The organism is Arthrobacter sp. MP_M4 (assembly GCF_035984855.1).
GTDB lineage: Bacteria > Actinomycetota > Actinomycetes > Actinomycetales > Micrococcaceae > Arthrobacter.
This window is the reverse complement of record NZ_JAXCHX010000003.1, coordinates 148,961-161,927: the sequence shown is the minus strand read 5'-3', so window position 1 is coordinate 161,927 and position 12,967 is coordinate 148,961. Positions and strand designations below refer to the sequence as shown.

The window sequence follows — 12,967 nt, the reverse complement described above, 5'->3', positions numbered from 1 at the left end:
CCGGAAAAGGTCGTGGATGCGATTGCAGCGAGAACTTCACGCTTGTATGAGCCGGCCGAAAGCAGGCGGACAGCAATTCCGCGCACGGTGATGGCACCTCAGGAGGCGCTTTTGGTGACCAGGCTTCGCGGGGTACATCCGATATTTGCCATGGACGCCCGGGCGGAGATCAGCTCACTGGATCCCTTGTGTTGCATTCGCCGTAGGTCCGGAGTCCCCCGGGCCCCACACCACGTCGGCGGGGTGTTGCCTAGGGATATTCGGCTGGCGGGTTTCCTACCGACGGCGACAGCGGATACCCGGGCTGTTTCACGTGAAGCGTTCATGTCGTCCCACCGGGACCGGAGTCAGCGGACCCGTCCGCTTGTTCGACGAATTGTTTGGATCCCGTTTTACGTGAAACGTTCACACCACTCACCGAACGTCGAACCACCCAGGATTGTCGTCCCGGACCAGTGGACTCCTCAGGCTTTCGCGGTTTCGGGCACATGCACCGCCTGTAAGCGGGCGTCCTGCATGTGCACCGTTAAACCAACCTGATTTGGACGATGACCCAGGCGATTGGCCGTCTAGGGGGTAATCCGACGTGTGGGGTCGGCTTGTAGGATTGCAGCATTTTCTCTAAAACGGATGGCCCCGCCTCTTTCGAAGCGGAGCCATCCGGTCATAACCGGCGCCGGGAGCCGGCGGACAAAATTCAGGACAAGACGTCGGCGAACTCTTTTTCGAAGTACTGCTTGGGTCGGGCGCCGATGACAGTGCCCTTCACCTCTCCGCCCTGAAACAGGTATACCGCGGGAATCGACGTGATTCCATACTGGGCGGCGATAGCGGGATTGTCATCAACGTTTACCTTGACGACGTTGACTTTCTCACTGTATTCCACGGAGATTTCATCGAGAATCGGTCCGAGTTTGCGGCACGGGCCGCACCACTCGGCCCAGAAGTCCACAATGACCGGCTTGTCCGATGCCAGCACGTCGGTGCTGAAGCTAGCGTCTGTTACTTCTTTGGCGTTGCTCATAGTCCTGTCTTTCTCTCGGTTGATGGCTTGGTGCGGGTTTTAGGCGTCAAGATCGGCGAGGTAGTGCTCGACGTCGACTGCTGCGACGCAGCCGGACCCTGAGGCCGTGATCGCCTGGCGGTAAGTCGGGTCGATGACGTCACCGGCTGCGAAGACACCCTTGAGGCTGGTCTTTGAACTGCGGCCCGCGACCGCGATGGTCCCCTCGGCAGTCAGGTCAAGCTTCCCCTTCACGAGATCGGTGCGGGGATCGTTGCCGATTGCCACGAAAACGCCGGTAACGGCAAGCTGGCTCTCGGTACCGTCGAGGAGGTTTTTCAGTCGAAGGCCGGTTACTTTGTTATCGCCCAGGACGTCCTCGACGCCACTGTTCCAGATGAAGCTGATCTTCTCGTGGGCAAGAGCGCGGTCGGCCATGATTTTGGAGGCCCGGAGTGTGTCGCGGCGGTGTACCACCGTGACCGTCCTCGCGAACTTGGTGAGGAACAGCGCCTCCTCCATGGCGGAGTCGCCGCCGCCAACGACGGCGATGTCCTGATCCTTGAAAAAGAAACCATCGCAGGTTGCGCACCAACTGACACCATGGCCGGAGAGACGTTTCTCGTTGGGCAGGCCAAGCTCGCGGTAGGCCGAACCGGTGGAGAGAATGACGGAGCGCGCCCAGAAGGTTTCCCCGGAGCCGGTGGTGACGGTCTTGATGTCGCCGTCCAGATCAAGGTCGGTAACATCCTCGAACTGGATTTCGGTGCCAAAGCGGGCGGCCTGCTTTTCGAAGTTCTCCATCAGGTCCGGGCCCATGATGCCGTCCGGAAAGCCGGGGTAGTTTTCAACATCGGTAGTGTTCATCAGCTCGCCGCCAGCCGTCACGGACCCGGCCAGCAGCAGCGGCTTAAGGTTGGCGCGCGCCGTGTACACCGCGGCGGTGTAGCCAGCGGGGCCGGAGCCGACGATGATGACATCACGTACGTCGGACGCGGTGTTTTCTACGGTGCTCACTAAACGGTGAACCTCTTCCTTTGTTGATGCGCCGGCCTGGATGGGCCGACCACATGGCACAACTACTACTGGGTACTGAATATTCCGGCGGTGCCGGCCACCCGGGAGAGACACCTCATGCCTCCACCCCCCGACGGGTGCATGGTTGCGTCCCGGGAGTTCCGGCGCCGCTGCAGGGCGGCAGGAGCCTACTGAACCTTGATCTCGGCCAGGCGCAGTCCGTATCCGTAGCGCGTTTTCGGGGCCGCGAGCTTGGGCAGGGTTTTGATGGAAACTATGACGTATTCCGCCGTCGTTGGTTCCGGCAGCGGCATGGTCAGGTCCGGTGAGGTGAAGCTGTTGCTGCCTACCTGCCTGGCACCCTCAAGGGATGGGCGGTCGTTGGTGTAAACGCTGATGCTTCCGCCGGAGGCACCCAGCTGGCTCAACGTCACCGAGGAGACCCGGGAAGGGCCCTCGAGCTTGACGACGAGTGGAACCTCGGTCGCAAGGCCGCCCCAGTTGTCGGTGGCGAATTCCATCTCCGACCAGTAGCTGGCGGCGTTGCGGTCAAAGGTTTTGACGAGGTCGCCGTCGTAAGTTCCAGCGAAATCGAAGTTGCCGAGCCGTGTGACGCTTTCGACGGCGGGCGGACCGGCGGCCGGTGCAGGACTGGCGGTGCCCGACGGCTCAGCCGAGGCGGCAGCGTCGGGGGCGCTGGTGGACGCTGGGCCGCTCGCGGCGGGCTGCGGCGTCGTCTTGAACAAGCTCCCGAGGTTGGTCACGGCGAGCACCAGCCCGACCACGAGGACAGCGGCCAGAAGGCCCCCCACCAACCAGCGCATGGACCGGGGCTCACGCTGGGGTTCCTGGTCCTTGCTGTATTGCTCGTCGTCGGCTGACGAGCCGGTGTCCCGGGCCGAACCCGGAAAATACCCGGGGGCGCGGTCGGCAGAGGCGCGGCCGGCCGTGGCAGGGGCCGCGGCGTGGTCGTCGTTGGAGGTCACCCGGTTCCCGGGAGTGGGTTGATCGTAGTCGTTGTCAGACCACAGCGAGACTTTGGGGGCCGCTGCGGGCGCCTCGGCTGCGGAAGCCTGGGAGCCGGAGGAGACCGGTACCCCATCCTGCACCGGCTGGGGGGCCGTGGGTTGGGGTGTTGCGTCCCGGGGTTTGGTCTGGGGCGATCTGCCCTTGGACGAGACCGCGGCGCCGGCTCCTGCCGCGGCGGCAAGCCCTGCTGCCCCGGCGGCCGGCGGCGCCGCCGGACGGTCAGTGGATGCAGGAGAAGCAGCCTGTCCCGCGCCCGGTGCTTGAACAGCGGGACGTTCGTTCTGCCCGTAGTCGATGTACCCGGTGTCTGCTTCCTCCTCGTCGTAGAGCCCGTCGTAAGTTTCGGGCTCGTGGGAGCGAGGCTGTCCAAAGATTTCACTGCCCAGCGTGTCGGTAAAGAAAGGTTCGACGTACGGCGGGTTGGAGGACACCACGAGGTCCAGCAGGTCAGCGGCCGACGTGTGGTTCGTGATGAGGTAAGTGGTGGCGTCACTGACCCCGAGGTCGAGGATCTGCACGCTGCCGGGCCGTTCGCCGGTGGCAACTTCCCGGGCACTTTGTGCGACTTGATCCGCGTTGCCGGGCCCGGCAACCAGGATGCTCACGGAACGGTTGAGCACCTGGTCCACTCCGTCCAGCACCAGATCCTGGTCATGCGAGGTCAGTACGGTGGCAGTGACCTTGTAGCGGCCACCTAGTACTGATCCGACATCGATCGGGTGGGACACGGGTTCCTCCTAGACAGTCCGGGAGCTGCTGGACTAATCGCTTCAGCAGTGACCGCACGCCGCCCGGCAAGCCGGTAGAACCCGTGGTCTGCAACTCCCCTTATTAGTCTTCGATCCTAGCCGATGAGCTGTCCCGGCCACGGAAGCACGGCCCCGCGTACCTCACCGGTTACTATTTTTTCTTCTCGCTGCCGGAAGGGAAATCCGGGTTGTGGCCTGCGGGGCCCGGCTGCTCCTCGGCAGGCAGGTACCCGCCGTCCGGTCCAGCGCGTCCGCGCCGTTCATCGCGTTCGTCCAGGTCGGGACCGGCGCGGAAGGACGCGGCGTCGAATTCCCCCGAGATTCTCGGGATAAGGCCCGTATCCACGGATACGGTTGCTCTTTCCGGCCGGGGCCGCGCCGCAGTTGGGAGGTTGGAAAGATCTGCGGACCCGGCCTCTCCGGCCGGCTGGCGGCGCAGCCGGGTCAGCAGCGGCTGCAGCAGGTCGCTGAGCTCAGTTACCCGGAATAGCTTCAGCAGGAGCAGGTAGGCCGCCAGCATGACGGGACCGACGACGGCGATCGTCACCAGAGCGGCGATGGGTGAGCTCCAGGCAAAGCCCTCCCTGTTGTAGCTTCCCAGCAGCCACAAAGCGGCGGCTCCGGTGAGGGCGGAACCCAACGCGGCATAGCCCATCCGGATATAGGCGTTGGCGATCCGTGGACCGTCGAGATGCCCGAGAAGCCGCCGCAAGAAGATCGCACTGACGATCACGGAGAGGATATTGCCGCCGGTATAGAGCGTGGCGATGGCGAAAATGATCTGGTCGAACGGGAGAAATTGGATGGAGAAGGCGGCAACAACGTTGACGAGGGCCAGCACCAGTTGAATGAAGAACGGCGTCCGGGCATCCTCGTTGGCATAAAACACCCGGGACATCATGAAGTTGGCGCTCATGAACGGGGTGCTGAGAGCCAAAATGGTCAGGGTTTGCGCCAGCATGACGCCGTCCTGGGGCACATTGCCGGAGAAGAACATCCCCAGCGGTCCCGCAAGGGCGAAGAGGGCCAGTGCCCCGAACACCGTCGCCACGGCCATGGTGCGCAGCCCGTGGGAGAGCGCGTCGCGCAGCGCCGCCTGGTCGCCGTCCTGTGAGGCACGGGTCATCCGGTTGAACAGCACCGTGGCCAGGGACAGGGCGATGATGGAGTGCGGGAGCAGGTAGAGCTGGCTCGCCACTTCGAGCACAGCGTTCCCCGGCAAAGAGTTCGCCGCCGGATCGCCGGCCTGTTCCAGCCGGAGCCGTTCCGCTCCCGGGATCGTGGCGATGCGCATGACATACAGGAATGCCAGCTGCCCGACGGCGGCCGTTGCCAAAGTCCAGACACTGAGCTTGGCGGCCTGACCCAGACCCACGCCCCGCCAGCCGAATCGAGGCCGGAGACCGAGCCTGAGGCGGAAGACGGGGACCAGCAAGATGGCGGTCTGGGCCACTACGCCGATGGTGGAGAACCCGGCCACGAGGAGGGTCTGGGTGGAGTTCCACGTGTCAAGAGTGTGGGGATTGACCGCGTTGGTTCCCATAATGCCGATGAACATGCCTAATCCGGCAATAGCGACAATGTTGTTGAGGATGGGCGCCCACATCGCGGGCCCGAAGGCGCCATGGGCGTTAAGAACCTGGGTCAGCAGGGCGTAGAGGCCGTAGAAGAAAATCTGCGGCAGGCACCAGAACGCGAACGTTACCGCGAGGGCCTTCTGTTGCGGCGAGTAGCCCTGGGTGGTCAGTTGGATAACCCACGGTGCCAGCAGAGTGACCAGCAGCGTGAGCGTCAAGAGGACCAGGACTGCCAGAGTCAGCAGCCGGCTGATGTAGTCCGCTCCCCTGTCCGGGGCCTTGCTTGCCTTGATGATCTGCGGCACCAGGACAGCGTTGAACACCCCGCCGGCGACCAGCAGGAAAATCAGGTTCGGCAGGTTGTTCGCGTTGATGAAGGTGTCGTTGACGGTGGAGCCCAGGCCCAGGGCGGCCGCCAGCATCCAGGTCTTGGCGAATCCCAGGAAACGCGAAACCAGCGTTCCTGCAGCCATGATGGCACTGGAACGGACTTCTCCGGATTGGACGGCTTTGGAATCGGCAGGACCGGGGGGCGCGGGGGTGGGTTTGGCGGATGACATTGTCTTCATCGTCTCACCCGGGCAGGGCAAAAGGTGCTATCCGCGTCCTGCTCGCAGGCCCGCGTGGCCCTAGCGGTGCTCCGGAAGTACTTCCTTGGCGAGGTCGGCAATGCGGCGCTCGTTCGGGAAGGACAACTTCCGTGCCAGTTCGTGGATGGGAACCCAGGCGACGTCGACGGCTTCCTTGTCCGGATCATTCTCGATGGTCAGCTCCCCGCCGGTGGCCTGCAAGAGATAGTGATGGACGGTTTTGTGGACGCGGTGCCCGCTGACCGTGAACCAGTAGTCAATGCTGCCCAGCGGCGCGAGGATCTTGCCCTCGATGCCGGTTTCCTCCGCGATTTCACGGACGGCGGCTTCCTCGTTGCTTTCCTTGCCTTCCGGATGACCTTTCGGCAGGCACCATTCCAGCCGCCCGCCGCGGTTCAGGCGGGCAATGATCGCCACGCGGAGTTCGGCGTCGGAAGTATCCACGACGACGCCGCCGGCAGAGATTTCCTCCACAGTGGGAAGGGAGGCCTGCCCGGAGTGCTGCACCGGCGCGACATTGGCACCGATTGCCGAAGGCAACGGTGCGTTTGTCCTCCTGCCAGGAGCGCTCGGTACGGGATGGGCCATGAAGTCCACTCTAACGACTCTTGTCCGCACTTGATGACCTAAACATGACAGGAAAGTGGACGGCCGGGAAAGTGGATCGTCCGTGCCAGCCACATCTTCGACGCCAGCGGCCGGACTTCAGGAGGGTTCGGTGTGGTGCTGGCCGGGATTTCTGACAAGCTTAAGAAACTATGGCGCACGCACATCACCAGACTGACCCGCACACTGTTGACTTCCAGGTAGACCCGGTGGTCCTCGAGCTGGGGCAGCGGTTCGTGGATGCAGGCCACGAGCTGTCCCTGGTGGGCGGACCCGTCCGCGATCTCTTCCTGGGCCGGATCTCCCCTGACCTGGACTTCACCACCGACGCTACCCCGGACCAGACAGTGGCCCTGATCAAAAAGTGGGCTGATAACTTCTGGGAGATCGGGCGTGCCTTCGGCACCATCGGAATGCGCAAGGCCGGCTTTCAGATCGAAATCACCACCTACCGCGCCGAGGCATACGATCACGACTCCCGCAAACCCGTCGTCGCGTTCGGGAAATCGCTGACGGATGACCTGCTGCGCCGTGACTTCACCATCAACGCCATGGCGTTGCGCTTGCCGGCACTGGAGCTTGTGGATCCGTTCGGCGGGGTCCGGGACCTTCATGGGTTGATCCTGGCCACCCCGGGAGCACCCGAGTCCTCCTTCTCCGACGATCCGTTGCGCATGATGCGCGCGGCGCGCTTCGCCGCGCAGCTGGGGATCACGGTGCACGAGGATGTGCGTGCCGCAATGTCCAGGATGGCGGAAAGGATCACCATGATCTCCGCCGAACGCGTTCGCGAGGAGCTCGTGAAACTCATCTGCGCGGCCCACCCCCGGGCAGGGGTGGATCTGCTGGTGGAAACGGGACTGGCTGATTTGGTGCTGCCGGAGGTCTCCGCCCTGCGCCTTGAGTCCGACGAACACCACCGGCACAAGGACGTCTACCAGCACTCACTCCAGGTCCTGGAGCAGGCGGCCGCTCTCGAAACGGCTGGCGACGGTGCTGTACCCGCTCCAGACTTCGTGTTGCGGTTTGCGGCGTTGATGCACGACGTCGGGAAGCCGGCCACGCGCCGCTTCGAACCGGGCGGGGCGGTGAGCTTCCGGCATCACGACATGGTCGGGTCAAAACTGACAGCAAAACGAATGAAGGCGCTGCGGTTCGACAATGACACCACGAAGGCTGTTGCCAAACTGGTGGAGCTGCACATGCGTTTCTACGGCTATGGCGACGCTGGCTGGAGTGATTCCGCCGTCCGCCGTTACGTCACCGACGCCGGTCCGCTCCTGGAGCGCCTGCACCGGTTGACCCGTTCGGATGTGACCACCCGCAACCAGCGCAAGGCTGAGCGGCTCGCCTTTGCTTATGACGACCTTGAGGCGAGGATTGCTGCCCTGCGCGAGCAGGAGTCCCTCGAAGCCGTCCGGCCGGACCTGGACGGCGGCCGGATCATGGAAATGTTGGGACTCAGGCCCGGCCCCGTCGTAGGGCGTGCCTACAAATTCCTGCTGGAAGAACGGATGGAACACGGCCCGTTGGATCCGGCCGTGGCCGAGGCCAAACTGCAGGAATGGTGGGCGGCCCAGCCTGAGTCCGCCTCCGCATTTACAACTGAGGAGTCCTAAGTGATCGAATCTATTAACAGCCCCCGCCCGCAGCTGTGGATTCTCCGGCACGGCGAGACCGAGTGGTCCAAGAGCGGCCAATACACCGGGCTCACCGACCTCCCGCTCACGGTCGAGGGCGAACAGCAGTCCGTGGAGGCCCGCAAGGTGCTCGATGCCGTCGACTTTGACCTGGTCCTGACGTCCCCTCTGCGGCGGGCACGCCGGACCGCGGAGCTGGCTGGCTTTCCCGACGCCGAGCTGGAGCCGCTCGCCGTCGAATGGGACTATGGCGACTATGAGGGCATCAGTTCGGACCTTATCCGCAAGGACAACCCGGAGTACCTGGTCTGGACGCACGGGGTTCCGAACGGCGAAGCCCTCGACGACGTCGCCGCGCGCGCGGACAAAATTGTGGCCCGGGTAATGGAATCCGGCCTGGACAACGTCCTGGTTGTGGCCCATGGGCACTTCTCCCGGATCCTGACCGCGCGGTGGCTGGGGCTGGATCCGCACGAAGGGCGGCACTTCGTCCTGGGAACGGCAAAAGTCTGCACGCTCGGCTGGGATAAGAAGACGCCGGCAGTGGTCCGGTGGGGACTATAAATAGGGTTTAGAAAAAACTTCAGAAAAGTTTATGAATTCGGTGGTCAACCGCTGCATTCATGGTGTATTTTTATTTATGACCCCACGGCACCTGCCGGGGTCAAGGCGGCCGCCGCCCGGTTCTTCAACCGGAGCCACGGAATACCAGAAAAGGAGGTTGGGAGAAATGATTACTTTGACTAGCGGACGGATGCATTCCGTCACCGCCACCCCGGCCTCTGACGCTGAACCGCGCCCTCACGCCTGCCAGGCTGTCTCCTGACCTCCAGCTTCCGGCCTGGCTTCCGCGATGAGGGTCTAAGCCCGAATTAGCGCTCCATCGCCGCTGACTGTCTCAGCAGTGACGTGACCCACCTGCCAGGTGGAGCCATGCGGCTGCGCAGCATCCCCGAAGTTCGGAACCCAGCTTCTTGTTGGGATGCTGTCTCCTGCGTCCTAGAGCCATTCTTTCGCTTCCGCGAAACTCATTAATTTCGGCCGACAATTGCCGTGCCTTTGTTGGCCCCTTTACCCCGATTTACCAAGGCCTTAATTGTTATGCCCAATTACGCCGCCATTTTACGGCGGCAGGAGAGAAGGGTCCGACGTGACTATTGCCAGGACCACCACCCAGCCACGCATCCCGAGCTGCCGGGGGGAGGTGACGACCATGAAGCGGCAACTCCGGAGAGTCCTGCGGCGCCTGAGGCCCCCCGCCCGCCGCCCCCCGCGGTTCAACGGGCAACTCCTCGATCAGAGGCGTGAGGACGCCTTTCTTCTCATGCACCGCAACGGCCTTATCCGTTGAGGCATATTCAGCCATCGAGGGAGCACTGATGACTGACATTGAAAACGGAACCCGGGCTGCCCGCGCGGCGACGCGTGGGCAGCCCACCCGTTATCGCCGGTCCGCCGCCCCTGGTGCCGCCCGCGCCGGGGCAGCGCGGCAAGCCGGCGTTGCCCCGGTAAGCTCGGGGACATGCAGGAGACAAAGCCGCCGGACCACCGCACACGTGTCCGGCTGGTCATCCCGAGCCGCAGCGATCCCCTGCTGAGGAACTTCGCGGAACTGGTCGGGGGACCCATGGGCCGCCGCTCAGCCCCCGGCGTGGTCTCCCCCGGATTTTTCACCGTGGAACGCGTCCTGATCCTGATGACCGTCATGGCAGCCGCGATTGGCATTGCCTTCAAGTCCTACTGCCGGGTCAACGGCTGGGAAACCCCGGGGCAGTTCTATGCCACCTGCTATTCGGATTTTCCGGAGCTGTTCAAGAACCGCGGGCTCGGGGCGGGCGCCTTCCCTTTCATCACGCCGGGAGCGTCGTTCGAATACCCCGTCCTCATGGGGTTTATCGCCGGCGCCACGGCCCTGTTGGTCCCCGGAGGGGACGTCTCGGCCGGCCGGATCCTGGCCTACTTTGACCTGAACGCCGCCCTGATCGCTGCCGTCTGGATCATTACGGTGCTCGCCACGGCACGGATGGCCCGGCGTCGGGCCTGGGACGCTGCCATGGTGGCGGTGGCCCCCGGGATGATCCTGGCCGGGACCATCAACTGGGACATGTGGGCTGTGGGACTGCTGGCCCTGGGCATGTACTGCTTCTCGCGCAATAAGCTCGTCCTGGCAGGGGTGTTCATTGGACTCGGCACCGCAACCAAGCTTTACCCCGTACTCATCCTTGGCGCCATCTTGCTCCTGGCCCTGCGGACCGGCCGGATCCGTGCCCTTCTGATCACCGCCGGCGCCGCGGCCGTCGCCTGGCTGGCGGTCAACGTCCCTGTCGCCCTCGCCAACCCTGCGGGCTGGCGGTATTTCTACCAGTTCACGGAGGACCGGCCCGCCGGCTACAGCTCGCCGTGGTTTGCCTACAACCTCGTCGCCGGACGGCTGGGCTGGCTCCCCCTCGAAGCGGCGGCGGTCAACACTCTGGCCCTGAACCTGTTTGTGCTGGCCTGCGTGCTGATCGGGGTTCTGGCCCTGACGGCACCGCGGCGGCCCCGGCTGGCGCAGCTGGTTTTTTTGATCGTGGCCGCGTTCATCCTGACCAACAAGGTCTACTCTCCCCAATTCGTCATCTGGCTCATCCCGCTGCTTGCCCTCGCCAGGCCGCGCTGGCGTGACTTCCTGATCTGGCAAACCTTCGAGGGTCTGCACTGGGTGGCAGTGTGGCTGTATCTGGGCCAGGTGACGAGCGGCGGGGTGTCACAGCACAATATAGATATGCCCTATTACGTACTCGCCGTGGTCTTCCACATGATCGCCATCGGCTACTTGATGACCCGGGTCGCATGGGACCTCTGGGACCCCCGTTACGACGTAGTCCGCCGGTCCGGGATGGACGATCCGCAGGGCGGGCCGTTTGAGGGTGTTCAGGACCGGTTGCGGGTGGACCTGCTCCGTCCCTCCGCATCCGTGCTGCCCTGGCGTAAGGCGGCCGCGAATGCCTGATGTCGCCGTCGTCGGATCAGGACCGAATGGACTCGCTGCCGCCGTGACACTGGCCCGTGCCGGACTCAAAGTGCACGTTTACGAGGCCGCGCCATCGCCGGGCGGCGGGTTGCGCACAACGGAGCTCATTGAACCCGGGCACTTTCATGACGTCTGCTCGGCGGTGCACCCAATGGCCTTGGCCTCACCGTTCTTCCGGGGCTTCGAGCTGTCCCGGCGGATCCGGCTCGAGGTTCCCGAGGTCTCCTACGGCACGCCGCTCGACGGCGGACGGGCCGCCCTGGCCTACCGCTCACTGGAGCAAACAGCCGCGGGTCTGGGACGCGACGGGACGGCGTTCCGGCAGCTCATGGCCCCGCTTGTCCAGCACGCGGACGGCATAACAGACCTGACACTGAACCAGCTCCTGCGCGTTCCGCGGGACCCGCTGGCGGCCGCTCTCTTCGGCGCCCGCGTCCTGGAGCAGGGTTCACCGCTCTGGGGTGCAAGGTTCCGCGAAGACCTCGCGCCGGCGCTGCTGACCGGTGTCGCTGCGCATGCTGTGTCCCGGCTGCCAGCATTGGCGGCCGCCGGAGCCGGACTTATGCTCGGCACGCTGGCCCATACAGTCGGCTGGCCCGTCCCGATCGGCGGCTCCGCAGCAATTGCCGCGGCGATGATCGCCGACATCGAGGCGCACGGCGGAGCGGTGGAGACCGGCGCACGGATCGGGTCCCTGGCGGAGCTGCCTCCGGTGCAGGCCACGTTGCTCGATGTGGCGCCGCCGGGACTCCTGCGGCTGGCAGGCGGCAAACTTCCGGAGCGGTACAGCCGCGCCCTCGAATCGTTCCGGTTCGGCGACGGGGCCTGCAAGGTTGACTTCATCCTCTCCGGACCGGTCCCTTGGGCAGCGCCGGGGCTGGCCGACGCCGGCACCATCCACGTGGGCGGAACCCGCGCGGAAATGGCGGAGGCGGAGAACCACGTCGCCGCCGGCCGGCATCCGGCCCGCCCGTACGTCCTGGTCTCCCAGCCGTCGCCTTTCGACGCCGGGCGGGCGCCTGCGGGGCGGCACATCCTGTGGAGTTACTGCCATGTCCCGGCAGGTTCCACCGTGGACATGGCCGAGGCCGTCATAGCCCAACTGGAGCGGTTCGCTCCCGGGTTCCGTGACCTCATCATCGGCCACCACGTCACGACGGCGGCTGGTCTCAGCCTGTACAACGAGAACTATGTCGGTGGGGACTTCAGTGCCGGCCTGATGGACCTGCGCGGCCTTCTTCAGCGGCCCGTGTTTGGTCCCGTTCCCTGGCGCACGCCCTTGCCTGGTGTGTACCTGTGTTCCTCCTCAACTCCTCCAGGCCCCGGGGTGACGGGGATGCCGGGATATCACGCCGCTAAATATGCCCTAAGAGACATATTCGGCTTGGCCGTCCCCCGCCTGGGACTCTAGGACCCTCAGCACTCAAACGGGTATGGCTTCGGCCGGCCGCGGTGACGTTGAGGAGACTGAGAGCGCAACTCGCTGTATATGTCTTTCAAAGAATATTTGGGGATCTTGGCGGCGGGTCAGTTGCCACCAAGGGCCAGCAGCGGGTCCACCCGGGTAATGCGGCGGGTTGCCGCCGTGGCGCCCGCCAGTCCCAGGGACGACGATGCCCGCGCCAGGGGCGCTTACCCCCGGTTCCGAAGACGACCGCGCTGGCCGTGCCGGTAGGCGTGCCGGCGGTGCCGACCGCCTGGAGGCGGCTCTGGCTGATGCGGGCTGGTTGCCGAGGCCGGCGG

The 12,967-nt window shown here is 64.6% G+C and carries 9 protein-coding genes; 4 read left to right on the top strand and 5 right to left on the bottom strand.

Features of this window, described 5'->3' with window-relative positions:
- Positions 1–697 precede the first annotated feature (697 nt).
- From trxA to RCH15_RS05315, 5 genes are all read right to left on the bottom strand, one after another.
- On the bottom strand, positions 698–1,024 hold the full coding sequence (trxA, locus tag RCH15_RS05335; RefSeq protein WP_326958799.1) for a thioredoxin: 327 nt from the start codon (positions 1,022–1,024) through the stop codon (positions 698–700).
- A gap of 39 nt (positions 1,025–1,063) precedes the next feature.
- Complete coding sequence (gene trxB, locus RCH15_RS05330; RefSeq protein ID WP_326958797.1) at positions 1,064–2,020, bottom strand: thioredoxin-disulfide reductase; 957 nt, start codon at positions 2,018–2,020, stop codon at positions 1,064–1,066.
- A 188-nt stretch (positions 2,021–2,208) separates the two neighbouring features.
- A complete protein-coding gene (locus RCH15_RS05325) occupies positions 2,209–3,777 on the bottom strand; it encodes an ABC transporter substrate-binding protein (RefSeq protein ID WP_326958796.1) in 1,569 nt (522 codons plus the stop codon).
- A 172-nt stretch (positions 3,778–3,949) separates the two neighbouring features.
- Complete coding sequence (gene murJ, locus RCH15_RS05320) at positions 3,950–5,935, bottom strand: murein biosynthesis integral membrane protein MurJ (RefSeq protein ID WP_409017221.1); 1,986 nt, start codon at positions 5,933–5,935, stop codon at positions 3,950–3,952.
- Positions 5,936–6,004: 69 nt separating this feature from the next.
- Entirely contained in the window at positions 6,005–6,553 is a 549-nt protein-coding gene (locus RCH15_RS05315) for an NUDIX hydrolase (RefSeq protein WP_442784527.1), read from the bottom strand.
- A 170-nt stretch (positions 6,554–6,723) separates the two neighbouring features.
- Between RCH15_RS05315 and RCH15_RS05310 the strand changes: the two genes are divergently transcribed.
- The 4 genes from RCH15_RS05310 to RCH15_RS05295 all read left to right on the top strand — a co-directional run bounded on the left by RCH15_RS05310 (position 6,724) and on the right by RCH15_RS05295 (position 12,635).
- Entirely contained in the window at positions 6,724–8,190 is a 1,467-nt protein-coding gene (locus RCH15_RS05310) for a CCA tRNA nucleotidyltransferase (protein ID WP_326958791.1), read from the top strand.
- A 3-nt stretch (positions 8,191–8,193) separates the two neighbouring features.
- Complete coding sequence (locus RCH15_RS05305) at positions 8,194–8,775, top strand: histidine phosphatase family protein (RefSeq protein WP_326958846.1); 582 nt, start codon at positions 8,194–8,196, stop codon at positions 8,773–8,775.
- 958 nt (positions 8,776–9,733) lie between these two features.
- Positions 9,734–11,203, top strand: a complete 1,470-nt coding sequence (locus RCH15_RS05300) for a glycosyltransferase family 87 protein (protein ID WP_326958789.1) — start codon at positions 9,734–9,736, stop codon at positions 11,201–11,203.
- Positions 11,196–12,635 (top strand): phytoene desaturase family protein, encoded by a 1,440-nt coding sequence (locus RCH15_RS05295; protein WP_326958787.1) that lies wholly within the window; start codon positions 11,196–11,198, stop codon positions 12,633–12,635. Before RCH15_RS05300 ends, RCH15_RS05295 begins: the two co-directional genes overlap by 8 nt.
- Positions 12,636–12,967: the final 332 nt, after the last annotated feature.

Coding starts and splice junctions, on each gene's coding strand:
- trxA (WP_326958799.1), bottom strand. CDS start 1,024: ATGAGCAACGCCAAAGAAGTAACAGACGCTAGCTTCAGCACCGACGTG.
- murJ (WP_409017221.1), bottom strand. CDS start 5,935: ATGTCATCCGCCAAACCCACCCCCGCGCCCCCCGGTCCTGCCGATTCC.
- RCH15_RS05315 (WP_442784527.1), bottom strand. CDS start 6,553: ATGGCCCATCCCGTACCGAGCGCTCCTGGCAGGAGGACAAACGCACCG.
- RCH15_RS05310 (WP_326958791.1), top strand. CDS start 6,724: ATGGCGCACGCACATCACCAGACTGACCCGCACACTGTTGACTTCCAG.
- RCH15_RS05300 (WP_326958789.1), top strand. CDS start 9,734: ATGCAGGAGACAAAGCCGCCGGACCACCGCACACGTGTCCGGCTGGTC.
- RCH15_RS05295 (WP_326958787.1), top strand. CDS start 11,196: ATGCCTGATGTCGCCGTCGTCGGATCAGGACCGAATGGACTCGCTGCC.